Annotated in this window: 19 protein-coding genes; 2 read left to right on the top strand and 17 right to left on the bottom strand. The window is 54.0% G+C overall.

The features are described 5' to 3' along the window. Nucleotides 1-63 precede the first annotated feature (63 nt). From nifH to miaB, 13 genes are all read right to left on the bottom strand, one after another. Complete coding sequence (gene nifH, locus F1379_RS07205; protein ID WP_150267917.1) at nucleotides 64-942, bottom strand: nitrogenase iron protein; 879 nt, start codon at nucleotides 940-942, stop codon at nucleotides 64-66. Nucleotides 943-955: 13 nt separating this feature from the next. Continuing rightward, nucleotides 956-1,330 carry a NifB/NifX family molybdenum-iron cluster-binding protein gene (locus F1379_RS07200; RefSeq protein ID WP_150267915.1) on the bottom strand — a complete coding sequence of 125 codons (375 nt, stop codon included), beginning with the start codon at nucleotides 1,328-1,330 and terminating at the stop codon, nucleotides 956-958. A gap of 341 nt (nucleotides 1,331-1,671) precedes the next feature. Continuing rightward, complete coding sequence (locus tag F1379_RS07195) at nucleotides 1,672-2,283, bottom strand: DUF1349 domain-containing protein (protein ID WP_150267913.1); 612 nt, start codon at nucleotides 2,281-2,283, stop codon at nucleotides 1,672-1,674. Next, complete coding sequence (locus tag F1379_RS07190; RefSeq protein ID WP_150267911.1) at nucleotides 2,284-3,486, bottom strand: MFS transporter; 1,203 nt, start codon at nucleotides 3,484-3,486, stop codon at nucleotides 2,284-2,286. A gap of 11 nt (nucleotides 3,487-3,497) precedes the next feature. Further along, nucleotides 3,498-4,523: an ROK family transcriptional regulator gene (locus F1379_RS07185; RefSeq protein ID WP_150267909.1), complete on the bottom strand. Its 1,026-nt coding sequence runs from the start codon at nucleotides 4,521-4,523 to the stop codon at nucleotides 3,498-3,500. Between the two features lie 178 nt (nucleotides 4,524-4,701). Continuing rightward, nucleotides 4,702-7,008, bottom strand: coding sequence for a thiamine pyrophosphate-dependent enzyme (locus F1379_RS07180; protein ID WP_150267907.1), 2,307 nt, complete (start codon nucleotides 7,006-7,008; stop codon nucleotides 4,702-4,704). Nucleotides 7,009-7,034: 26 nt separating this feature from the next. Then, on the bottom strand, nucleotides 7,035-8,054 hold the full coding sequence (locus F1379_RS07175) for a 2-oxoacid:acceptor oxidoreductase family protein (protein ID WP_150267905.1): 1,020 nt from the start codon (nucleotides 8,052-8,054) through the stop codon (nucleotides 7,035-7,037). 445 nt (nucleotides 8,055-8,499) lie between these two features. Further along, nucleotides 8,500-9,729, bottom strand: coding sequence for a family 8 glycosyl hydrolase (locus F1379_RS07170; RefSeq protein ID WP_150267903.1), 1,230 nt, complete (start codon nucleotides 9,727-9,729; stop codon nucleotides 8,500-8,502). Nucleotides 9,730-10,021: 292 nt separating this feature from the next. Next, nucleotides 10,022-11,473, bottom strand: a complete 1,452-nt coding sequence (locus F1379_RS07165) for a nicotinate phosphoribosyltransferase (RefSeq protein WP_150267900.1) — start codon at nucleotides 11,471-11,473, stop codon at nucleotides 10,022-10,024. 40 nt (nucleotides 11,474-11,513) lie between these two features. Next, complete coding sequence (locus tag F1379_RS07160) at nucleotides 11,514-12,056, bottom strand: cysteine hydrolase family protein (RefSeq protein ID WP_150267898.1); 543 nt, start codon at nucleotides 12,054-12,056, stop codon at nucleotides 11,514-11,516. Nucleotides 12,057-12,100: 44 nt separating this feature from the next. After that, nucleotides 12,101-12,871 carry an NUDIX domain-containing protein gene (locus F1379_RS07155; protein WP_150267896.1) on the bottom strand — a complete coding sequence of 257 codons (771 nt, stop codon included), beginning with the start codon at nucleotides 12,869-12,871 and terminating at the stop codon, nucleotides 12,101-12,103. Nucleotides 12,872-12,927: 56 nt separating this feature from the next. Then, nucleotides 12,928-13,359, bottom strand: coding sequence for a YlbF/YmcA family competence regulator (locus F1379_RS07150; protein WP_150268136.1), 432 nt, complete (start codon nucleotides 13,357-13,359; stop codon nucleotides 12,928-12,930). Between the two features lie 46 nt (nucleotides 13,360-13,405). Continuing rightward, nucleotides 13,406-15,013: a tRNA (N6-isopentenyl adenosine(37)-C2)-methylthiotransferase MiaB gene (gene miaB / locus F1379_RS07145; protein WP_150267894.1), complete on the bottom strand. Its 1,608-nt coding sequence runs from the start codon at nucleotides 15,011-15,013 to the stop codon at nucleotides 13,406-13,408. 305 nt (nucleotides 15,014-15,318) lie between these two features. Here miaB and F1379_RS07140 point away from each other — a divergent pair, with 305 nt between their 5' ends. Next, nucleotides 15,319-16,818 (top strand): alpha/beta hydrolase, encoded by a 1,500-nt coding sequence (locus F1379_RS07140; RefSeq protein WP_150267892.1) that lies wholly within the window; start codon nucleotides 15,319-15,321, stop codon nucleotides 16,816-16,818. A 398-nt stretch (nucleotides 16,819-17,216) separates the two neighbouring features. Continuing rightward, nucleotides 17,217-18,821 carry an alpha/beta hydrolase gene (locus tag F1379_RS07135; RefSeq protein WP_150267890.1) on the top strand — a complete coding sequence of 535 codons (1,605 nt, stop codon included), beginning with the start codon at nucleotides 17,217-17,219 and terminating at the stop codon, nucleotides 18,819-18,821. Between the two features lie 3 nt (nucleotides 18,822-18,824). Here F1379_RS07135 and F1379_RS07130 read toward each other — a convergent pair whose 3' ends face one another. The 4 genes from F1379_RS07130 to rhaB all read right to left on the bottom strand — a co-directional run bounded on the left by F1379_RS07130 (nucleotide 18,825) and on the right by rhaB (nucleotide 24,303). Beyond that, on the bottom strand, nucleotides 18,825-20,015 hold the full coding sequence (locus tag F1379_RS07130) for a beta-ketoacyl-[acyl-carrier-protein] synthase family protein (protein ID WP_150267888.1): 1,191 nt from the start codon (nucleotides 20,013-20,015) through the stop codon (nucleotides 18,825-18,827). A gap of 306 nt (nucleotides 20,016-20,321) precedes the next feature. Beyond that, nucleotides 20,322-21,167: a rhamnulose-1-phosphate aldolase gene (gene rhaD / locus F1379_RS07125; RefSeq protein WP_150267886.1), complete on the bottom strand. Its 846-nt coding sequence runs from the start codon at nucleotides 21,165-21,167 to the stop codon at nucleotides 20,322-20,324. 46 nt (nucleotides 21,168-21,213) lie between these two features. Next, on the bottom strand, nucleotides 21,214-22,470 hold the full coding sequence (rhaA, locus tag F1379_RS07120; protein ID WP_150267884.1) for an L-rhamnose isomerase: 1,257 nt from the start codon (nucleotides 22,468-22,470) through the stop codon (nucleotides 21,214-21,216). 372 nt (nucleotides 22,471-22,842) lie between these two features. After that, a complete protein-coding gene (rhaB, locus tag F1379_RS07115) occupies nucleotides 22,843-24,303 on the bottom strand; it encodes a rhamnulokinase (protein WP_150267882.1) in 1,461 nt (486 codons plus the stop codon). Nucleotides 24,304-24,328: the final 25 nt, after the last annotated feature.

Raw genomic sequence — 24,328 nt, 5'->3', positions numbered from 1 at the left:
CATCCTTCTTTCTGTAATTTATCCCCGGGGTTGCGCTCCAGCTTCTCTCCGGGCGGCGGGCAGCTATAAATTACCGGCGGCGGCCGGAGCCATCAAGCCGGATTCAAGTGCAACCAATTGCTTGCCCCAATCCGACGCCCATTGCCGCAATTCGTTCGTATCCAGCGGTGCGGGAACCTTGGATTCGGTGTGGTCGGCGATTTTTTGCGCGAGGCTGCGGTAGACCTTGGCCTGCTCCGAATCCGGTGCGGCTTCGATCGTCGTTTTGCCCTGCAGCTCGCTTTGCGTGACCGTAACCGACCGCGGCACATATTCGACAACCTTGGTATCCGTCCGCCGGACGAAATCATCGACGATTTCTTTGGCGTACGGCGCATTGATGGAATTGGCAATGACACCGCCCAGCAGCGCGCCGCCTTCCCGCGAATATTTGTGGATGCCTTTGAACAGATTGTTCGCGGCATAGATCGCCATGAAATCCGCCGAGGTAACGGTGTAGACATGCTCGGCAATGCCTTCACGCACCGGAACAGCGAAGCCGCCGCAGACCACATCTCCAAGCACGTCGTAGATTACGAAATCGAGATCCAGCTCCTCGAAGATCCGCTGCTGCTTAAGCAGGGAGACCGAAGTGATGATCCCTCTTCCCGCACAGCCGACACCCGGCGCCGGACCCCCGGCCTCCACGCAATAAATGCCGTTGAACCCTTCGTAGATTACATCCTGGGCCTTGACAATTTGATTGTCCCGCAAAGTATCAAGAACGGTGGGAATATACTCCCCCCCGCGGAGCGTATTGGTAGAATCGCTCTTCGGATCGCAGCCGAACTGCATGACCTTATACCCGGCGACCGATAACGCGGCACTAATGTTCGAGGTGGTCGTCGACTTGCCGATGCCCCCTTTTCCGTAAATGGCGATTTGCTTCAGCTTCTTTGCCATGAATGACACTCCTTTACTGTGTGTGAGATTCGTAGAGCAGCGATTCCTTGCCTGACTGTAAAAAGCGGATCAGCCTGCGCATGGCCTGTTCAACGGGAGCCTCAACCGCCATTGCGGCAATTCCCCGTGCCTGCAGCATCGCCTTTGCACCGGGACCGATCCGGCTGACCAGCACAATATTGCAGTCTGCCAGCGCATCTGCCGTAAGCTGGAGCACCTGCTCCGAATGCCCGTTACGCCCGGCGGAGCCGCCTTCGCAGCAGCGCTGCTCCAGCAGTCTATAAGAGCCGTTGTCTTCAATGTCATGAATCCAGAACGTGCCGCACCGGGCAAAATGTCCGTTAATCCATAGCCCATCCGTACTGCCGACAGCAACCCTCCAAGTCATCTTCCCCCTCCTGTTCTGGGCTAAATGCACACAAAGAGGCCAAACCGCTCACCTCCAGGGTGCCTGGTCTGACCTCCGGATTGTGGTCCAGTCGGCCCAATCTTCGTGTCTGAATACTGCTTCTGGCTGTTCTTTCTGCTGATCGGCACCGGACAATCTGTGAAGTATTTCACAATATGCGCCAAAAATAAAAGGCCGGCACATCATCCTTCTCGGATAACATCACCGGCCTGCGGTTAACCGCTCAGCTAAAATTAGTAAATACCAATAGACTTACTATGGATTCACTATACCCAACAAATCCGCAAAGATCAATCCCCTGATTTGTGTATATTGTGTGATTATTCCGCTCCGGAAGGTACAGGCGGATCTTCATGCAGATCCTTGTCTGATGCAGTAAGGACCCAGCGTGTAAAAGCAACCTGCAGCCCCGGCCGCGTCGGCGCACAGACCATCGGCCCGGCCTGCCAGGCGGACCCCGGCTCCAAGCGGGCAACCCGGATCGTCCGCCAGCCTTCCCCCTCAGCTCTCGCCCGGATAATAACCGCATCCTTCATCCGCGATGCCCGGAGGGTAATTTCCTTCCCCGCCCATTCCGGAACGGGAGAAAGCGACCAGTCGGAATAACCGTCTGTCACCACCGCGCCCACATGCGGCAGACCGTCATTGAACTCAATTCCGGCTTTTATCCAGCGTTCCGGGCCATGCCACAGCATAATTCCGGCCTGATCATACAGGCCGCTGAACCCCTGGGTGGAGAAGCTGACCTCCATGGCCCGGTCTTCTTCCCACGGTGCAAGCAGTGCATGGCCGTCGTCATGCTGGAAGCCGTACAGTGTCTTTTGCCAGTAGTCGCTGCCTTTCACTGCTTCTACCATAAATCCTCCCGGCACCGTCCGGGTTGACACGGGTTCGTGGGTCCAGCGCCCGCTGCTCCATTCAATCGTCTTCATTTACACCGCCTCCTTGTGATTTCGTTTATCCATCAGCTGATTGATCCGCTCCGAGCTGAGCAGCATGATCACCGTAAATCCAAGCATGGCCAGCGGCAGAATCATGAATGTGGTACGTCCGGCTATCCATCCGAGCAGCGGAGGCAATATGGCCCCGCCGGTGTAGGCAAACGCCATCTGGTACCCGATAATCTTCTGGGAGTTCTCTTTGCCGAACCGGGCCGGAGTCTCATGCAGCAAGCTTGGAAAGATCGGCGCGCAGCCAAGCCCGATCAGAATAAATCCGATCAGAGAGAATACTGCCGGCAGCGGCAAGGCCAGGGTTACTGCACCAATGAGTGTAATCAGCAGCCCGATGCGGATCAAAGTCCGGTTAGACAATTTAAACGTAATGAATCCGGCAATGAACCGGCCTGCTGTTATGCCTCCGTAATATAATGATACCCAGCCGGCGGCTGTCGCGGCAGACAGCTCCTTCACATTGACCAGAAAGCTGCTGCCCCAAAGACCTAACGTGGCCTCTACACCGCTGTAGAACAGGAAAGTCACCATCGCCAGCTTGACACCCTTGATCCGCAGCACGCCTTGAGACTTGGCTGGCGCGCCTTCCGGACCGGTAGACTCCTCGCTTGCTGACGCCGCAGCAGCACCTGCCTCAGTCCGTTTCCACAGCGGCAGCGTACAGAACAACAGGGCCACCAGGCCGAATTGGATCAGACTGACCGTCAGGAAGGCGCTCCGCCACGATTCGCCAGCCGAGATGTATCCCGACATAATGACTGGCCCGAGCATGGCTCCTACGCCCCAGAAGCAATGCAGCCAGCTCATATGATGGGCTTTGTAATGGGTCGAGACATAATTGTTCAGCCCGACATCGATGGCACCGGCGCCTAGACCCAGAGGCAGAGCCAGTACGGCCAGCCACAAGATCGATGGAGCGTACGTATATCCAAGCAGCGCCAAAGCTGTTACAGCCACGCTAACAAAGGTAACCGGGCCGGTGCCGAACCGTTTCAGGACTTTGTCGCCCAGCAAGCTGGAAATGATTGTACCGCTGACAACAATGATCGAAAGTGCACCGGCCCGGTCGACCGGAGCCCCGAAATCGAGGCGCATAACCGGCCAGGCTGAACCCAGCATCGAATCGGGCAAGCCAAGACTGATGAAAGCCAAATAAATGATAATTAGAAAAAAAGTTGCCACTTGAAACCCACCTAAGCTTTAGATTTAGTTAGTTGCACATTCGGTGCAAGCGTGAGCAGAGTCTGCTCTATCATCCCCTGGACATAGTCCGCTGCGAAATCCTGCGTCAGCAGCAGACGGGGCACCATTTCCGGCGGCAGCACAGCCTCACAACGCTCCTGTACCGCCTGCAGATGTCCGGAAGTCAGAAAGCTGCCGTTCAGCACCACTTCATCCGGATTCAGAATGCCTCCGAGCGCAAGTACCAGCTTCGCGACTGCGCCCGTAAGCGCGGAAGGTGAAGCATAAAGCTCCGGGCCCCAGACGGCATCCAGCGGAATGCCTGCAATCTCGCCGGCGAAGCCGCGCGGGCCACGATACAGTCTGCCGTCCAGATAAATCCCCGCCCCCGGGGGGAAGCGGTCCGGGAAATACAGATAGACGACCGTTGTGTCCGCCGGCTTCTTCATTACGCGGCAATAGCCGGTTACCGCGGCATTCACATCATTCTCGATGACGACGGGCAGCCGGTACCGCTTGCGGAAATGCTCTGCGACCGCCACTCCCCGGAGGTACTCGTAGTCGGAGACCGCCATCTTCCCGTCACTTTCGGTACCGGGCAGACCAATGCCCAGCGCGGAGACGGCAGGATATTCCGCAATCCATTCGTCAATGATCTCTTCAAACACGGCTAAATGGATCTCATCCACTACCGTATCGGCTTTCTTCAGGCTGCGGCCGGTAAGTGAAACGAGATTGCTGTGTATAATGCGCTTTCCCGCTTTCTCCAGCGGAAACAGCACAAGCACAAGCTTGTAGACATCATTGTAAGCATACTGCTGCGCCGGTCTGCCGCCCATAGACGATACCTGGCCCGCCTCCAGCACCTCATGCTCCTGAACCAGCTGCTGCAGCACTGTGCCGACTGTAACGATACTGAGACCTGTGCGCTCGGCAATCTGCCGTTTGGTCGCCTGTCCCTGCTCTTTCAGACACTGCCGGACCAGATTCGTATTCACCTCCCGGATCACCAGGGCATTGCCGCCGATATTCTCCACTGTGCTCACCTCTATTCCATAATACTTTATTAAAGTGTTTTATTAAATGTTTTTTATTCCCTTCCCCCTGCATTTTCAGTTCTCCTCCCCCGCTAATAGAATACCGCCCGGGTACGTCAAATAACCCGGCAGAAATTCTGCCGGGTCAGCATTAACACATATGATAAATGCCGTATGCTTACAAATCGGGATGCTCGTGCTTGGCCTTCAGACGGGTCCAGCGGCGCTGTACCTCATTCTTGAAATTGGTCAGGGCTTCTTCGTTCTCCGGCTTCAGCAGGTGGCGGGTCTTGCCCATGCCCTTCAGCCATTCAGAAGCGTCGATGCGCTTGTCCTTAGCTTCCGGATCATAGGTGATGGTCGTAATCCCCTGTTCCACTTCATACAGCGGGAAGAAGCAGGACTCAACCGCCTTCGATACCAGCTCAGTGCCGTCCTTGTCCTCGGTCATCCAGTTCAGCGGGCAGGCGATCAGAATCTTGCCGTAGACCAGACCCTCGTTCTGGGCGTACCACTGCGCCTTGGCGGCCTTCTTCAGCAGGTCCTGCGGATACGCTTCGCAGCCTGTGAAGACATAAGGAACATTGGCCGCAGCCATGATCTGCGCGGTGTCCTTATGCTGGGTCACTTTACCCTGCTGGGCTTTACCGATGCTTGATGTGGAAGTCCGGTGTCCCAGCGGCGTCGAATAGGACTGCTGCGCACCGGTATTCATATAACCTTCATTATCGTATTCCACGATAATCATCTTATGGCCGCGCAGCGCCGCGCCGATGGCCGGCCCCATGCCGATGTCCATCCCGCCGTCGCCGGTGACCATTACGAAGGTGAAATCCTCCTTCAGGCCCAGTCCGTCAAGCTCGCCGCGGCGTTTGCGTTCCCAGAACATCTCAACCACGCCGGAGAGCGTTGCTGCCCCGTTCTGGAACAGGTTGTGGATGAAGGTCGATTTATGCGCCGAATACGGATAGCCGGTCGTCGTAACCATCGCACAGCCGGTATGGTACAGTGCGACAATATCGCCTTCAATCCCTCTGAAGAACAGCTCAAGCCCGGAGAAAATACCGCAGCCCGGACATGCGCCGTGACCCGGCGAGAGCCGTCTTGGCTTCTTCATCAGGCTGCGCACCGGCGGCACCTTGACGCTCAGCTTGCCGGTCTCTTCATTGCGGTTCACCGTGATTAATCCGGTCTTCAGCGAGTCGAAGTCCATCGGCTTCAGCAGCCGCTTCGGCGCCTCGGCCGGCACGCCTGGATTGTGGCCGTAGTAATCGAACGGAACCTCTACTTTATCCGCCACCACAGCGTCCATCGCCAGCTGGAAGAAGGCGTGGCCGTCTTCGGCGTAGAAATCCTTGCCGCCCAGACCATAGATCCGACTGATAACCTTAGTCGTTGTGTTGCCATAGGTGAACAATGCTGCTTTAATCTCGTTCACCATGTTGCCGCCGTGTCCGCCGACGGAATCCGCACGGTCACCGACCGTGATTGCTTTGACGTTCTTCAGCGCTTCGGCAATCTGCTTCTGCGGGAACGGACGGATCATATTCGGTGAGAGGGCTCCAGCCTTGACGCCTTGCAGGCGAAGCTGGTCCACGACATCCTTGATGATCTCCGAGGCGGAATTCATCAGGAAGACGGCGACATCGGCATCCTCCATCCGATACTGCTCCAGCGTCGGATAATGGCGTCCGGTCAACTGCGCGAATTCTGCGGCAATCTCTTCAAACACCTCGCCGGCATTGTACATTGCCACCGACTGCTGATAGCGGTTGTTGATGTAATCCGGCTCGTTCATGTACGGACCCACGGTAACCGGGTTGTTGCGGTCCAGTGTATCGGTGAAGCCGGCTGGCGGCTGTTCCCCTACGAACTTGTGCACATCGGCACGGTGCGCGAAGGCTTGTACGCGGCGCTTCTGGTGGGAGGTGAAGTACCCGTCGGAAGCGACCATGACCGGCAGGCGGACCTTGGCGTGCTCGGCCAGCTTCAGTGCCATCAGGTTCATGTCGTAGACGGACTGTGGATCACGGCACATCAGAATCGGCCAGCCGGTGTTCAGGGCGAAATACAGATCCGAATGGTCGCCGTGAATGTTCAGCGGCCCGGAAATCGAGCGGCAAATCAGGTTCATGACCATCGGCATCCGGGTGCCGGCCTGCACCGGCAGCTGTTCCAGCATGAACATATAGCCCTGCGCGCTGGTTGCGTTGAATACACGGCCGCCTGCGGTTGCAGCGCCGTAGCAGATCCCGGCGGAGCTGTGCTCGCCGTCCGAAGGAATCAGCATAATATCATGCTGTCCGTTGGCCTTCATCGTATCTAGAAACTGGGCGACCTCTGTCGAAGGCGAGATTGGGAAATAACCCATTACATGATAATTAATCTGATGAGCCGCATAGGCAGCCATTTCGTTGCCGGACTCATAGAGGAATTTCTGCTCCACCTGGGCGGAGCCTATTTCTTTTTCATAATCGATAGCCACTGCTCATTCCACCTTTCTCCGGGAGTTTAGGACTGGGCCACAAGATCCACAAGATCGAACGTGTGGCGGACCGTATGGGCATCTGCATAGCCTTCCTTCTCGCGCATACTGGAGAGCGCCGAGGTCGGGCAGGCGCCTACGCATTTCAGGCAGCCTTTGCAGTATTGGTAGTCGATGCCCAGCAGGAACATCTGCGAACGGCCCTTGCGGTCCAGCCGCTCCTCCCAGACAAAGCACTGGTCAGGACAGACAGTGTCGCACTGTGCGCAATTAATGCAGGATTCCTGCTCATAAGCCGGAATCATCCCCGAGCGGGAGATGCTCAGGTTCTTCAGGAAGGTGCTGCCCGGATTAATGATCGAGCCGCCCATAGGCTGGGTCTCATAGCCGAGAGGCGACACATCGGAACGCACATATTCCGGCATGCTTTCGCCTGCCGGCAGCTCGAAGTGCATAAACTTCACTTCGTTATAGCCGCGCTCAAACGTCGTAATCGCCGATTGGACGGCCTGCGGGTACTTCTTGCCGAGCGACTTCTCGATAACGCCCTTCATCGTCTCGGTGTCCAGGAATGGGCAGAGCCGGAACAGTGCCCCGAGCATCGCCATATTGACCCGGTTCTTCTCTTTCAGCGCAATGCTTGTCGCATCAATCACCGCGAGCGTGCCAGCTTTCAGCTTAAGCAGCTCCTTCAATTCCTCCGGCGTCTTGGCCGAATTCACGAGAACGGTGCTTTCTTCATTAATCCCGCTGGTGACGTTGACGGTCTTGGCCAGCGCTTCATGAAATACTCCGACGACATGCGGGCGTTCAACCGGAGACGTATCGCGGATATGCGTGTTCATATCACAGAACCGGATATGCGCTTTGACCGGCGAGCCTTTCTTCTCCGAACCATAGGAGGAGAAGCTGACGCCGTTCAGTCCCGCTCCGACCACTCCTGCTTCCGCGAGCATCTTGCCGGCCAGGTTCGCTCCCAGCCCGCCAATGGATTCCAGGCGGATCTCGAAGAAGCCGAGAGCATTAACTTTAGGTAATTGTACCACCGACATAACCCCTTTCTTAGTGTCAAGTAGAATAACAATCCTTTTGACTTTTTCAACGATTGTACTCTGATTTAACCTGCCGTGAAGTGACAAATCTTGCATTATCCACTCATTGGGAATCACGATTATTTATGGATTTTAATTGTTTTATTTATATGCGACAGTGTGGCGTTACCTCAAAAGGAGAAATGCTGCCATCAACGTCGCGAAATATGAACATTATGTGTAATCCGGCAATATCCCAATGAAAATGTCGATACAAGGTCACCCTTAATTTAGCAATAAAATTAAAAATTAAGATGTTAAATTTGTCACATTTGCTCATGATAAAAATCACAAGATATGCAGAGAAGAGCTGTAAGCTCCTGCAATGGTACCCACAAAAAAAACCGGCCTCATGGCCGGCAGGATTATTGCAGCAGTCTCTTCATAGCCATATCAAATCTTAATAGGCCCACCAGTTCCCGGACATAACAATCATGGAGAACAGCTTGATGCTGTCTTCATAATAGTCTTCGGCACCGCTTCCGGCCGTATGGGTCCACAGGGCATTCAGCCAGCTCTGGTTCGACGAGGAGATCATGGCACTGACGCCGAAGGGAGCATAGAAGGCTCCGCTGTTATAGCTGCCGAACGTCGTTCCGCCCAGCTTGTAGCCGTCCACAATATTCGCCGGATTACTGCCCGTCTTGGTCTTGATCCAGCTGTTCAGCTGCGTCAGCTGTGCCAGCGCCCGGTTATCTCCGGTAAGCAGATAATCGGTTGTAATCCGCCAGGGCGTTCGGCAGGCATTATAATTGTAGTGCCCGTCGTTGGCATCTTCGAGGAAATTGGCCGCAGCAGGCTTGTATACGCCGCCCGAATATACCGAGAAGTCAGGAAGCAATCCGGTTGTGGAGCTGTAGCCTGTATAAAGGCTTCCAATAATGCTGTACGTCTTGTCGATGACGCTCTGCCAGCGTGCGTCTCCCGTAGCGGCTTTGAACCCTTTTAAATGATTGAGCATGAAGTCCGAGGTCCGTGTTGCTGTATTATAAGTTCCGCTGGAAGCCCAGTCGCCGAGACGGATTGTCCACTGGGACTGGTTAATATCATTATTCATAATGGCATTAATGATGTTCGTGGCAGCCTGCAGATAGTTGACGGTTCCCGTACTGCCCCACTGCTTGTGGGCAAGCAGCAGCGCGTAGGCGATATCCATATCCCCGTCCGCAGCTGAATCATCACCCTCTATATTTTGAAAGCTGCTGTTCTGCTTCCAGGCCATCAGATAAGAATTGATCGAGCTGGGATGGGCTGTGTAATAGTTATAGAGTCCGTTGAAGTAAGTTTGGGCATTCGTGTCATACCCCGCCATAAGTACCGTAAACAGCATTCCGTAGCCATGCGCTTCCGATACGGTCTCGCCAGCCGCATTATATTTGACATAATACTTGCCGGTTCCGGCCGGCTTCAGATAGGCCGCTTTCCAGGCGTCCCATTTGGTCTTGACGGCGTTATCCATGACGGTCTGTGTGACATGATTAGGTTTGATCGTGCCTGCGGTGTAGGCAGTGTGCTGCGGAAACGGTTTGTTCACAGCGGCAAAAGCGGAACCGGCAGGCAGGAGGAACAACGCCAGACAGAAGGTAATGATGCTTATCGCGTTCCATTTATGCTTTCCGGGCTTTCTCATCCATCTTCACTCCTTCGACATAATGGGTTTTGCATCCGTTCTGAACCTGACGAACACCACCTCTCTACTTCAAAATAGTATTTTAAAGCATAAATAATATATTATTCCAATTATTCATTGTCAATAACGTATATCCCGGGAGCTCTCAACAATGAGCGCTTCTCCCGCAAGCCTTACCGAATATAAATGTATGCGTTTCCCGGGGCACCCGCAGCTGCCACACAAAAAAACCGCCCATCCAAAGGTTCAATCCCCTGGACGGGCGGCTCCTGCCGCACATGAATCTGATATGCTATTCCATGTCCTGCTGCATATGCTCGGCGATGAGCTTCTGCTTGCGGTCCCAGACCTGCTCGCTCAGGTTCACCCGGTAAACCTCAGGATTAAGGATACGCAGATACTCCGGCCAGAACAAATCCAGCTGCTGCTCATGATAGCGGCGGATTTCCTCCAGCTCGGGCAGCTTGTAGACCTGGAAGCCGTTCACGAAGATCGGCTCCAGCATCGGGAGCGCCTCATAACGGTCCACATGCTTTTTGAGATAGGGATGCAGCGGATTAAACAGCTTCAGCCGTGCACCGCTGCGCGGAGCTGTTTCTTCCGGGTAACTGATATAGTCGGCCAGCGCCTTGCCGTGGGTGCCGATGATCCTGTACACTTCCTTCTTGCCGGGAGTCGATACCTTCTCGGGGTTGGAGGAGATCTTGATCGTCGGAATCATCACGCCTTCCGGAGATTCAATCTCGACCAGCTTATACACGCCGCCGAGCGAAGGCTGATCCGATGCGGTAATCAGCTGTGTGCCGACACCCCATGTATCAATGGCAGCTCCCTGGGCCTTCAGGTTCATGATCGTATTCTCATCCAGATCGTTGGAGGCGACAATCTTCACGTAACCGAGACCGGCGTCATCCAGCATTTTGCGCGCCTGGCGGGACAGATAGGCAAGGTCACCGCTGTCGAGCCGGATTGCGTTCATCCGTTTTCCTTGCGCTTCCAGCTGCTTGGCGGTATGGATCGCATGCGGCACCCCGCTGCGCAGCGTATCAAAGGTATCCACTAACAGTGTCACATTATCCGGCAGCACCCGCGCATAGGTGTCAAAGGCCTCCTGCTCGCTGCCGAAGCTCTGCACCCAGGAATGGGCGTGTGTGCCCTTTGTAGGGATGCCGAACATTTTGCCGGCCAGCATGTTGGAGGTCGCATGGAAGCCGCCGACATAGGCCGCACGTGCGCCCCAGACTGCAGCGTCAGCTTCCTGTGCGCGCCGGGTACCGAACTCCAGCAGAATGTCGTCCGGAGCTACCTGCTTGATGCGGGAGGCTTTGGTGGCAATCAGCGTCTGGTAATTCATAAAGTTCAGAATCGCCGTCTCCACCAACTGTGCTTCCATAATCGTTCCTTCTACGCGGATCAGAGGCTCATCCGGGAACACCAGCGCCCCCTCTTTCATCGAGTGGATCGTGCCCTGGAAGTGGAATTGCAGCAGCTCCTCCAGAAATGCCGGGGCATAGTCCTCCTCCTGCTCCGACAAATAGCGGACATCCTCTTCGGAGAAACGCAGTCCGACGATATATTGAACGATTCGCTCCAGTCCGGCAAATACGGCAAAGCCGTTACCGAACGGCAGCTTGCGGAAGTAAGCCTCGAACACAGCCTTACGCTTATGGCTGCCGTTCACCCAATGGGCATACATCATGTTGATCTGATATTTGTCGGTATGTAGAGCAAATTCCTTCCTCACAAGCTCAACTCCTGTCTGATCGAAGGCCGCCGCTTCATGTTTATTCCGCCTTTACAACCGCTGCACCAAGGCTGCCGCGGAAATGCCCGAGCGCCCATTCATGTCCCTGCGGATTAAAGCTGGCAACGGCGTCTTCGTGTATGATGAGATCAAAGCCTTTGTTATATGCATCCACCGCTGTGTGCAGCACACAAATATCTGTACAGACTCCGACCAGATGCAGCTCGGTAATGCCGCGTGCACGCAGCTTAAGCTCCAGATCCGTGCCGCTGAAGGCACTGTACCGTGTCTTATCCATCCAATAGATCGAACCGCGGTGCGCTTCATACACATCCTTAAGCTGTCCGTACAGCTCACGGCCCTTGCTGTCGCGCAAATTATGCGGCGGAAACAGCCTGCTCTCCGGATGATAGGGATCGCCTTCCTCGTGCAAATCGACCGCCATCACCACATATTCACCGCTAGCAACAAACTGTTCGGTCAGTTCGCATATCCGCGGAGCGATATCCACGGCCGGCTGTCCGACCGGCAGGCTGCCATCGACAAAATCATTAGTGAAATCTATCACGATCAGTGCTTTCATAGCTAAAACCTCCTTGTAATAGGCCTGTCGCTGTACGGCTGATATTAGGTATAAATGGATAACAACGGCTCATGATCAGTGAACATATAGAGCTGGGCGGGCCGCTGGGAATACTGGTTGGAGCTGAGCGGATTGCCCTCCTCGTCCCGTACCTCCTTGAGAATGCCCTGCCGGGAACGGGTAGAAGTAATTTTGCGGATAAAATTCGGTTCCTTGAACTCCGGCACCACCGTCTGAATCACCTGATACAGCTCGCTTAATGTGAAATGGCGGGGCAGGAACTGCCGGGCAATCGTCGTCTGCAGCATCTGCTGCTGAATCCGCAGGTAAGCATCCGTAATAATCTCACGGTGGTCAAAAGCCAGCTCCAGCTCCTCAAGAGCTTCCTGCAGAGTGAACAGGCCAACCTCCCCGGCGTCGTCGGAAGCCTGCCGCTGCTCCAGCATCCATTCCTCCACCAGAGCGAAGAAGGCATGGCTGATGATCCAGCCGCGTGGATCGCGTCCGGGCGTACTGTATACGCCCAAATATTCCAGATGGCCGCCGTCTACGCCGGTCTCCTCCTTCAGCTCGCGCTTTGCCGCATCATAGATGGATTCATCTTCCTGGCAAAAGCCTCCCGGCAGCGCCCACATGCCCGCGCAAGGCCATTTCTTCCGCCGGATGAGCATAACCTTGAGCTCACGCAGCGGAAGTGTCTTGGTGACCGTCTTCCGCTCGCGCTTGGTTAACGTAAACATTACAATATCAGCCGGCACCCCATCCGGTGTCCGGTACTTTTTGGCGTTGTACTGCTGCTTCTCATTATCGCTCACAATCGACCATCCTTTGCCGCTGCTTTTTCAATGCCTGTCTCCTGGCCCCGCTACGGTTAATCGCCGCAGGACGGCGGCGGGCTTTCGGTTCCGGTCTCCACGCTGATTTTTTCCGAGACGGTATCCTTGATGGCCGAGATTACGAACTGCAGCAGATCATTAATCTCGACCTGGCTCTGCTGGAATTCGGCAACGAGCGGAATGCCGTCGATCTCAGCCTGCAGCCGGGCAATTTCAGCTTCGATCTTGGCTACCATGCTCTTGTTGCCGAAGCTTTCGAATGCCACAATTTCCTTCTGTTTCTTCTTCATATCGGCAATCAGCCCCTGCACCCGTTCATGCCGTTGAATTTTATGCTCGGCCTGCTGGAATTGCTGCACTTCCTCGCTATGCGAGATCAGCGCCGCCAGCTCATGGGCCTTGGCCAGAATCGCCTCGCGTTCAATTAAGTCACGGCCGGCTTCAGCTGCCGGCTCCGGACGGCTCATACCCGCATTCTCCTCGTTCACCTGATGTCACCCCTTATTTCTGAAATTAAAGCACGGCTGCGGCTTCCGCCACATACTCGCCTTTAATATACCATGTCTTCGTATCCGTAATCCGCACCTGCACGAAGCTGCCGATCAGCTCGTTCGGGCCGGCGAAATGGACCAGCTTGTTGGCGCGGGAACGGCCGGAGAGCATCTGGGTATTATTCTTGCTTTCTCCCTCGACCAGCACCTCAACGATCTCGCCCAGCATGCCGTCATTGCCGATCCGGCTCTGTTCGCTGACCAGCTTGTTCAGCCTCCGTAGCCGTTCGCTCTTCACCTCATAAGGAACATTGTCCTCCATCGATGCAGCCGGAGTCCCCTCACGCGGAGAATAAATAAAGGTATACGCCATATCATAGCCTACTTCGCGGACAAGCGACAGCGTCTCCTCGAACTGCTCCTCGGTCTCCCCCGGGAAGCCGACGATAATATCGGTGGTGAGCACGACGCCGGGCACCTGTGCCTTCAGCTTGCGGACCAGCTCCAGATAGGATTCCCGCGTGTATTTGCGGCTCATCTTCTTCAGCACGGCCGTGCTGCCCGACTGAACCGGCAGATGGATATGCTCTGTCAGATTGCCGCCTTTGGCCAGCACTTCAACTAGTCTGTCGTCAAAATCACGCGGATGCGAGGTCATAAACCGGATGCGCGGGATATCAATCAGCCGCAGATCATCCATCAGATCGCCAAACGTGTAATCCAGTTCGGTGAAGTCCTTGCCGTAGGCGTTGACGTTCTGGCCCAGCAGCGTCACTTCCTTGAAGCCCAGACGCGCCAGCTCCCGCACCTCTGCAATGACATCCTCGGGAAGGCGGCTGCGCTCCTTGCCGCGGGTATAGGGTACGATGCAGTATGTGCAGAATTTGTCGCAGCCGTACATAATGTTAACCCAGGCGCGCATGCCCTCCCGCTTCTTCGGCAGGTTCTCGATGATGTCGCCTTCCTTGGACCATACTTCAACCACAAGCTCCTTGCTGAACAGTGCTTCCTTGACCAGATACGGCAGCCGGTGGATATTGTGTGTACCGAAGATCATGTCGACAAAGCCGTGCTTCGCCATAATCCGGTTCACAACACCCTCCTCCTGGGACATGCAGCCGCATACGCCCAGCAGCAGCCCCGGCTTCTCCAGCTTGAGGGTCTTGAGATGGCCAAGCTCGCCGAACACCTTGTCCTCGGCATTCTCGCGGATGGCGCAGGTGTTGAGCAGGATAATATCCGCATCACTGCGTTCATCGGCCGGCAGGTAACCCATCTGCTCCAGCAGCCCTTTCATGGTCTCGGTATCATGCTCATTCATCTGGCAGCCGTAAGTGGCGATATGGTAATAGTGCTGCTTCCCGCGGTTCATCTCCCGGAAATCCGCCATGATATGCGCAGTTTCGTCACTGTCGAAGTCAATAACGGCTGTTTCCTGCTTGCCCCGGCGCTTGCCCTCTTTATAATCCGGATTGGAGTTAATCTGGACGGTGCGGCCCTTGATTCTGTATGTGGATTTGCCATCCTCTTCACTGATAAGCTTGGCGTCGGAGAAATCGAAATACTTGGAGTAATCCTTAAGGCCACCCTGGCCGGATTTTAAGTCCGGTGAGTGCTGCTCTTTTGTCATCGTTTCACGTCCCTTATAATGAAGCACTTATATAAAGAAAGCAGATTTATACTTTGCTAAGTAAAAATTATAACATAAGGATAAAAGTCAATCCAAGTATAGCCACATAAAAAGGCGCCTGGAGATAAACCCTAAGCACCTTTGCCGCCTTGAATCTGCTATAGCGAACCGTCACGATATGTATCAAATTTATAACTTTTCATTATACATAAGCTAATACGATTCTACAAAAAACTGCAATTTTTGATATATAGTCTCACCTGATTTTCAGATATAATGGATTAGGTATACAAAGGAGGCTCCTTATGCCATATCTTTCAATAGATGATGTTCATATTTATTACGAATATGATTTAGCGAAACAGGCGCACGAAAGCACGAATACAGTCGTTTTTATTCATGGTCTGGGCTTTGATTTAAGATGCTGGGATTTAATCATTCCTTACTTCGCCGATGACTTCCATATCCTCAGATACGACTTCCGGGGCCATGGATTAAGTATATCGGAAGAACTTGCAATGGAAGATCCGGCCCGGATATTCACCGATCATTTGTACCGCTTGCTTGCTCATTTACAGATCGATACCTTTCATATTGTCGGACACGGAGTCGGCAGCATTATCCCGCTTTATTTCGCTTCATTTTACCCTGGCCGCATTTTATCCAACACCCTGATCTCCATTCCTTTGTTCACTTCAATTAACACCGCGCACAAATACACAAATTACCGGAAAGAATTAATTACATACCGTTCGATGGAGGCGCTTGCGGACCATGTGATTTCAAATGTAACCCTTCATTCCATAAGCAGTGCGGAGGTTGAACAGCTGCTAAGCTCGTTCGCCAAAGTAACCACGGATACTTATTTTGAATTACTAAATTTCTTCATTAATACATACGAGGAAATACTCAACCTGTTTAAGCATCATACCGTACCCACACTGATTTTAACCGGCGAAAAAGACCCGATGTACCCTCCATTCTTATCCAGCCTGATTGCAGCAGTAAATCCGCATAGCCGGTATATGACCATCTTCGATGCCTCTAATCTGGTTTTCCTGGACCGTCCTGAGGAGACGTACAAGCAGATTTTATCGTTTCTGCAAATGAAGAACTCCGAATCGAGAGCTGTCGATCCGCTGCTGGCCACTCTTCACGCCGACTTTTTCGAGGTCATGCATCAGGACGCGGCAGATACAGAGCTCAGTCCCCTCCCGTCACACTTAACCGTTAATTTAATGAATAAATTCGAGGTAATGATAGACGGCAGCCCTGTCGTTAATGGCTGGAGCAAGAGAAAAGCCAAGGAATTGTTAATTTATTTAGTATTTCATCCCAAGGTGTCCAGAGACCGCTTATGCGAGGATTTATGGCCCAATATGGAAATCACCAAATCCAGAAATCTGCTGCGGGTATGCCTCAATCATTTAAAACAGCTGCTTGATAACGACAGAACTAATCTTGTGTATATAGATAATAAGCAACTCATCTTATCAGCCCCTGTTCAATGTGATTTGCTGGCACTCATGGGAACAATCAAATCTGCAATGGCCGAAAAAGACGAATCTCTGAAAAAAGAGCTGATCGACGATATTTTTCTGCATGTGGACGGAGATCTGTTTCAGAACTTTAATGAAGACTGGGGATTATCCCTAAGAACCAAAACGGAAATTCATTTAATCACCTTGGCCAATCACCAGCTTAAATATTTGGAGGAACAAGGTAACTCTTCCGAAGCCATCGTATATGCCAGATTTATTGCCGAGTACAACGCGGAGGAAGACAGCTTAACTTCTGAAACATAAGCAAAAAAATAAAACGTCCGGGAAGTCCCGGACGTCTGTATCTGCCTGCATAAAACTGACCGGCAGTTCAATTCTCAGCGTTGGAGGGTAAATTTCACATACAGCATTTCCATTTGGCTGCTGCGTGTTTCCTGCTTCATGTCCGGTTTGCGGGATTCGGACTGGCAAAGTTCCGGCTTACGGGACTCTTGATTACGGATGGCCAGACAAAAAAAGACTCTCATTGCTGTATTTCACGCTCCCAGATCATGTTATACAACTCATTGTAGCAAGGCTGCGTTACACAATCGTTACAGATTTCTACAAAAAACCGCAAATTACGCGTTTTTTGCGTTCCGTATCAGCCGATTATTGTTATAATGACTGTACTAACCTGATTTTAGCGAGGGATACCTTGGATGCCTGATTTATTGAAAGACAACATGAGAATTCACTATGAGTATGAGCCTGCACGCCAGGCCCGTCCGCACACGGAGACGCTTGTGCTGATTCACGGCATCGGCTTTGACCTCCGCGGCTGGGACCGGATCGTACCCGCCATGCTGGAGCATTACCATGTGCTCCGTTATGATTTTAGAGGCCACGGGTTCAGCGATAAAGGCCCTCAGGAGCTGCTTTCCCCCGCTGCCGATATGGTCGGCGATATCCACGCGCTGCTGGATCACCTGCAGATCGGTTCTGTCCACCTGGTCGGACACGGAGCCGGGAGCATTCTGGCGCTGTACTTTTCGCGCACACATTCCCACCTTGTCGAAACAACGACTCTGCTCTCACTGCCGCTCTTTCATTCCGCCGAGACGGCGAACAAATATTCTACATACCGGCAGGATCTGATGAAGCAGCAGTCAATGCGTGCACTGGCCGAGCATGTAATCGGCAATGCCACCTTGTTCAAGCCGGGCACCCCGGAGATGGAGATGCTGCACACCAGCTTTGCGCGGGTGCCGTATGACGTCTACACCGAGCTGCTGATTTTTTTCACGGCGGCGCATGGCGAGATTATGGATATGTTCAAGCAGCATCAGACTCCTTCGCTGATTTTGACCGGAGAGCATGATCCGATGTATCCGCCTTACCTGTCGAGTCTGATTGCTTCAGCCAATCCGCACTGCCGTTACCGGATGATCTACAGTTCGTCCAATATGGTATTTTATGATCAGCCGGAAGAAACATTCCGGCAAATCAAGGCTTTTATAGATACACGTTCGCAAATCCAGGGCTCGCTCGATCCGCTGCTGCATCAGCTGCATGCCGACTTCTTCTCCATTCTCGGCTCGAATCCGGCTCTGGAGTCCGGGCTGGACCGCCCTGTCCTGAAGGTGGATTTGCTGAACCGGTTCGAGGTCACTGTCGGCGATCTTCCGGTCAATAACGGCTGGGGCCGGCGGAATGCCAAGGAGCTGCTGATCTATCTCCTGCTCAATCCTATAGCGGACAGGGATCGCCTGTGCAGTGAGCTGTGGGGCGACATGGATATTCTCAAGGCCCGGGGCCAGCTGCGCGTCTGCCTCACCCACCTCAAACAGCTGATGAACAATGAAGTTACGGGGCTGATCTACAGTGACAAGCAGCAGATCAAGCTGCAGGGTCAGCCGGAATGCGACCTGCTCAGCCTGCTGGCAGATATTAAGAAGGCGAACGAGGAGAAAGATACGGATAGCAAGATGGCGCTTATCGATTCGGTGTTCTGGCAGATTGAAGGGGATATCTTCTGCAATCTGGATCAGGACTGGAACCTGAATCTGCGCTCCAAAACCGAGATTGAGCTGATTGCTCTGGCCAATTATCAGGCTGAAATTCTCGCCGTCAGAGGTAACACTCCGGGCGCAATCGCTTATCTGAAATATGTGCTGCTTTTTAACGAGGAGGAATACGGTGCCTATGAACAGATTGCGAATCTCTATGAGCGGAACAATCAATCGCTGGAAGCACAGAAGTGGCGGTCGGAAGCTTCGATGCGGCAGCGCAGGCTGACCGGAGATGCCCGGACGCGCCGCCGCTGAGAATTAATCTTTCATTAAGTACACACAGGCGTTGTTGCCGCCGTAGCCGTGGCTTGTAATCAATACCTCTTCATTCTTAAGAGGCATCTGTGCTGTAATCACCGGCAAATGCTCATAGCCGTATTGATCGGTTCTGATCGTCCTGGGAACAAAAGCCGCACGGAAGCCGAGCAGCGAAGCGATGAGCTGAGCCAGTCCGCTGGCGCTGAAGGGATGGCCAGTCAGCCCCTTGATCGAGGTCAACGGCACCTCATGCCGGAACAAATCGCGGGAGACGATGTCTTCGATCCTGTCGTTAGACTCATACCCCAGCGCCTGGCTGTTCACATAGTCCGGGATTCTGCCGTCCAGGACGGCCGCTGCTGCCTGCTTCATCCGCTGGCCGCTCGTATCCTGGCCGTTGACGGACACCCCGTCGTTGTTGGAGGCCACCTTATCGACGTATCCGTAGATATTCGCCCCCCGGCCCAGCGCATGCTCTTCGGTTTCCAGGATCAGCGTGGCCGCGCCTTCTGACAGGACAAACCCTTTGCTGCGCTTGTTGAAGGGCGATCCCGCTGCATCCGGCCCTTGGCCGAACGGCAGGCCCCTGATTTTGCCGAAGCCATAGACGGTCGATTTCGTATTGCAGCTGTCGGATGCGCCGACGATGGCGGTATCAATGGTACCGCTCTGCAAATACATCATGGCATCCTCCAGAGCTTCAATACCGGCTGTGCAGCCGGTCGTAACCGTTTTGGTTCGGCCCGTCAGCCCGAAATGGCTGGAGATCGCCGAGGCGAGTGTATGGTTATGTACTAGTCCGCAGCAATACACAGGCAGGCCGCGGAAATCATTGTTACCGATAATGTGAAGCATTTCCTCCAGGGAGATAATACCGCCCATTGTTGTGCCAAAAAACACCCCTACTCTATCCCCCAGGTCGGCAGTCGGCAATTGTGCCAGTGCAATGGCTTCAGCTGCCGTGCTGATCGCCAGCTTGGCGAACCGGGGCAATGTCCGGTGCTCACGTCCATCCAATTCCCCTAAATCACCGCTGAGCTCACCGAACAGCAATGGCTCCCCGGTTGGTGACAAATCGCTTTTCGTTACAAAATGGTACTCTCCGCTGAGTAAATGGCGCTCGAAATCACTGTTGTTCTCCCCGCCTGGAACCTTGATGCCGAAACCGGTAACCGCTATACGCTTCATCATAATGCCCCATCCTTCTTTCACCGTGTGGATTGTACCACTACAATAGTTCTAGTACTCCCTATGTAAGTTTCGCCGGACTAAGCCTACTTTCCTAGTGTTAATTATACAAGCTATTAACTATTTTGTTATAGATATGAATATTTTGTCCTATCATTGCACTTCGGGGTCGTCGCACAATCCGGGAAATAGCCAAGAGGCACCAAAAAAACCGAGCAGCGATCCTCCAACAACGGGAGAATGCTGCTCGGCTTACTTATCTTATTATGGGTTGGCTGTTCAGCGGTAATAAATGAACTTATGGACAGATTATAATTCCAGAATGCCCGCTTTCGGAGTCACACGGAAGGCCTGGGCCAGATCGGCCAGCTGCCGGTCGGTAATCTTCTGCTTGATCTCTCTGCCGCCGATCAGGTTGTAGACAATCGCCGCCTTCTCAATCGTCTCTACCAGACCGAATGTAGCATCCATAGTCGCTCCGGTAACAAAGATGCCGTGCTGCGGCCACACCACTACGCGGTAATCCTTCATCTTGTCCGCTGTGGCACGGCCGATGTCGCTGCTGCCGGGTACCATCCACGGAATCACGCCGACGCCGTCCGGGAAGACCACGAGACATTCGGTGCACATTTCCCACAGGGTTTTGGTGAACTGCAGTTCATTCAAATCATGCGTAAAGGTCATGGCAATGACGTTGGTAGCATGGGTATGCAGTACAATCCGGTGCGTAGGGTCCACCTTGAGACGTTCGATATGACTCATAAAATGCGAAGCCAGTTCACTGGTCGGTACGGCGCCGTTGCGAAGTCCCCAGAGCACTTCTACACTCTCGCCGCTGGCGCTTACACGAAGCACGCCCAGGTTCGCCTCAGGGTCCTTGATCACGTTGCGGAAGTATTTGCCGGAGCCGGTTACGATGAAGTATTTGCCTGCGAGTTCCGTCACCGGGAAAGTAAGATTGATGACCCGCTGCGGTTCACGGATATCGATATATTTCGCCACATCGGCTTCATCCAGCAGATAGCTGATGTTGCCGCCGTTCAGCTCGTCCCAGCCGAGCGACCACATATGGTGGGTAATTTCGGACATTTCCTGAATAAACGGGGCTTCCGTCTCGGCGATATAGCCCGTTGTTCCTGTTAATAGCGTGCTCATATGTTTTCTCTCCTTTAGAGGTGCTGGTTATTAGGGTTCTCCCCCATTATCTGGCGGACAACACTTCTTGTTCGTAGGTCTTCACTTCTGCCAGCCACTGCTCCCGGACAGGGACATTCTGAGTCGCGCAATAGTAGTCCCATACCGCACCGAACGGGTACGATTTGAATTCCTCAACAAGAGCCAGACGCGAGGTGTAATCTCCGGCAAGCTCAATGGCCTTCAGCTCCGCCACCGGCTCCAGCATGGCACGCAGGAGCGCCTTGATGGTATTGCGTGTGCCGATGACCCAGGCAGCGACATGGTTGATGCTGCCGTCGAAGAAGTCCAGGCCGATATTCGTCCGTGGCAGCAGATCGCCGCGTACCAGCTCACGGGCAATTTCCAGCAGCTCATCATCCATGGTTACGACATGATCGCTGTCCCAGCGGACCGGACGGCTGACATGCAGCAGCAATTGCTCGCTGAACATCAGAATCGAGGACAATTTGTTCGAGATCACTTCAGTCGGATGAAAGTGTCCGGCGTCCAGGCAGATGGCTTTGCCGCGGGTCAGGCCATAGCCCATGTAGAATTCATGCGAGCCGACCACATAGCTCTCGGAGCCGATGCCGAACAGCTTGCTCTCTACGGCGTCGATGTTATACTGCGGATCGATTTCTTCGCTGAACACTTCATCCAGCGCTTCCTTGAGACGCACACGCGGCGCGAGACGGTCCACCGGCGTATCCTTGTAGCCGTCCGGTACCCAGAAGTTGGTTACGCAGGGCTGGCCCAGCTCACGGCCGAACGATTCGGCAATTTTGCGGGATGCCTTGCAGTGTTTGATCCAGAAGCTGCGGATCTCGTCATCAGCATGGCTCAAGGTGAAGCCGTCCGCCGCCTTCGGATGGGAGAAGCAGGTCGGATTGAAATCCAGGCCCAGCCCCTGTTCTTTGGCCCAGTCCACCCAGTTCGCGAAATGGCGCGGTTCCAGCTCATCCAGATCAACCTGCTCGTCGGTATCGGCATAAATGGCATGCAGATTGACTTTATGCTTGCCCGGAATCAGCGCCAGCGCCTTCTCCAGGTCCTGGCGCAGCTCATCCGGCGTACCGGCACGGCCCGGATAACTGCCGGTTACAGCAATGCCGCCGATCAGCTCCTTGTCCTTGAACAGGAAGCCCTGCACGTCATCCCCCTGCCAGCAATGCAGGGAAATCTTGATCTGTGCCAGCTTCTCCAGCACCTCGTCCACATTGATGCCGTGGGCGGCGTATAATTTCTTCGCTTCGTTGTAACTGTTGATGATGCTCTGATCCATGATGCTGACCTCCTAAAAGTTTTGTGAGCATCCGCTCCATTGAGTTACTTCGTGCAAAACTTGCTCGAAAACATAAAACCAGCTATACATAGTTGGAAATTCGCCACTTATTTTCACCTGTAAAGCGATAATCTCCCATCTAGTTGGATAACCGCCACTTAATATGGACGAAAATTAATACTTACACCATTAACGTCCATATTAAGTGGCGGAAATCGAATTAGATTGTTGAAATCTGTAAAAAAGACAAAATTAGTGTGCGAAAATCCAACTATCACATAAAACGTTTGGCTACAGCATGAGTCTTGGCCGTGACTTGGCCGTGACTACGCCGAACGTACAGAATTCCGGCTGCTGCCTGCCCTGTATTACCTAACCAAGTGCAGCATTCAGCTCATCCCAGCGCTGCAGCACTTCCTGCAGCTGCGGTACAGGACGCGGCTGATACGAGGTAATCGCGAAGGAGCTGCCGATCAGCGCCCGCGCTTCCCGGATGTCGGCCACTTCGCCGGCCTGAATGAGCTGCACGGCGAGATTGCCGATGGCCGTCGCCTCGGTCGGTCCGGCCAGGACTTCGCGGCCGATCATATCCGCGGTCAGCTGGTTCAGCAGCGCATTGTTCGCACCGCCGCCGACGATCTGCAGCACGTCGAATCCCGTGCCGGTAAGTGCCTCCAGCTCTTCCAGATAGCTGCGGTAGGACAACGCCAGGCTGTCGAAGATACAGCGGGCCAGCTCGCCCGGCGCCTGTGGCACCGGCTGGCCGCTCTCCGCACAGGCGGAGCGGATCTCGTCGATCATATTGGCGGGATTCAGGAACCGCGGGTGATCGCATGGAATCAGGCTGCGGAAGCTCTCGGCGCCAGCGGCCAGCTCCGCCAGCTCGGCGAAGCTGTGGCGTCCGCCGTCCAGCCGGCGGACCTCCTGGATCAGCCACAGTCCCATGATGTTCTTCAGGAAGCGGTAAGTGCCGAACGCTCCCCATTCATTCGTATAATTGGCGGCCATGGCCTGCTCATTGTTAAGCGGCGTGTTAAGCTCCGCACCAAGCAGCGACCATGTCCCGCTGCTGATGTAGGCGGCGCTGCGCCCTTCTTGCAGCGGCACGCCAAGCACAGCGGAAGCGGTATCATGCGTTGCGGCAACGACCAGCTCGCATTCCGGAAGATCATGCTGCTGCTCAAGATCCGCAGAGATCATCCCCAGCACCTCACCCGGTTCGGTGAGGGCCGCAAACTGCTCTCTGCGCAGTCCCAGCAGCGCCAGCAGCTCTTCATCGAATTCCCGGGTCTGCAGATTGAGCATTTGCATGGTCGAAGCATTGGTAGCCTCATTGATCAGGCGGCCGCTCAGCCGGTAATACAGATAGTCGGGTACCATAACTATCTTGTCTGCCCGGGCGAGCTCCGCAGAGTCATGGGCGTACAGCTGGTACAGCGTATTGAAATTCAATTGCTGAATACCGGTCTTGGCATAGACCTTCTCCGGCGAAATCACGGCGGCTACCTTCTCCATGACGCCGTTCGTCCGGCTATCGCGGTAGGCATAGACTTCCTGGAGACGCCCGCCTGACTCGTCAAGGAGCACATAGTCCACGGCCCAGGTGTCGATGCCCAGCGTACAGCGGGTAATGCCTTGGGCCTTGGCTTTCTGCAGACCGATGATAATCTGCTCAAACAGATGATCGATATCCCAGAAGCAGGACCCGTCCCGCTCGGTGAAGCCATTGCTGAACCGGTGAAGCTCATCCAGCCGGAGAGTCCCGTCCTTGATGGTTCCGAGAACAAGCCGCCCGCTGGAGGCGCCGATATCAACGGCGATATGATTGCTCATGGGGAATCTCCTTTATAGCATATTA

It is taken from the genome of Paenibacillus tepidiphilus (genome assembly GCF_008635795.1).
Classification (GTDB): domain Bacteria; phylum Bacillota; class Bacilli; order Paenibacillales; family Paenibacillaceae; genus Paenibacillus_AQ; species Paenibacillus_AQ tepidiphilus.
The sequence above is the reverse complement of the archived record's forward strand: the minus strand, read 5'-3'. Positions and strand labels throughout refer to the sequence as shown.

Coding starts and splice junctions, on each gene's coding strand:
- F1379_RS07135 (WP_150267890.1), top strand. CDS start 17,217: ATGCCTGATTTATTGAAAGACAACATGAGAATTCACTATGAGTATGAG.
- rhaB (WP_150267882.1), bottom strand. CDS start 24,303: ATGAGCAATCATATCGCCGTTGATATCGGCGCCTCCAGCGGGCGGCTT.
- nifH (WP_150267917.1), bottom strand. CDS start 942: ATGGCAAAGAAGCTGAAGCAAATCGCCATTTACGGAAAAGGGGGCATC.
- rhaA (WP_150267884.1), bottom strand. CDS start 22,470: ATGGATCAGAGCATCATCAACAGTTACAACGAAGCGAAGAAATTATAC.
- F1379_RS07130 (WP_150267888.1), bottom strand. CDS start 20,015: ATGATGAAGCGTATAGCGGTTACCGGTTTCGGCATCAAGGTTCCAGGC.
- F1379_RS07195 (WP_150267913.1), bottom strand. CDS start 2,283: ATGAAGACGATTGAATGGAGCAGCGGGCGCTGGACCCACGAACCCGTG.
- F1379_RS07170 (WP_150267903.1), bottom strand. CDS start 9,729: ATGAGAAAGCCCGGAAAGCATAAATGGAACGCGATAAGCATCATTACC.
- F1379_RS07150 (WP_150268136.1), bottom strand. CDS start 13,359: ATGAGCCGTCCGGAGCCGGCAGCTGAAGCCGGCCGTGACTTAATTGAA.
- F1379_RS07160 (WP_150267898.1), bottom strand. CDS start 12,056: ATGAAAGCACTGATCGTGATAGATTTCACTAATGATTTTGTCGATGGC.
- miaB (WP_150267894.1), bottom strand. CDS start 15,013: ATGACAAAAGAGCAGCACTCACCGGACTTAAAATCCGGCCAGGGTGGC.
- F1379_RS07140 (WP_150267892.1), top strand. CDS start 15,319: ATGCCATATCTTTCAATAGATGATGTTCATATTTATTACGAATATGAT.
- F1379_RS07200 (WP_150267915.1), bottom strand. CDS start 1,330: ATGACTTGGAGGGTTGCTGTCGGCAGTACGGATGGGCTATGGATTAAC.
- rhaD (WP_150267886.1), bottom strand. CDS start 21,167: ATGAGCACGCTATTAACAGGAACAACGGGCTATATCGCCGAGACGGAA.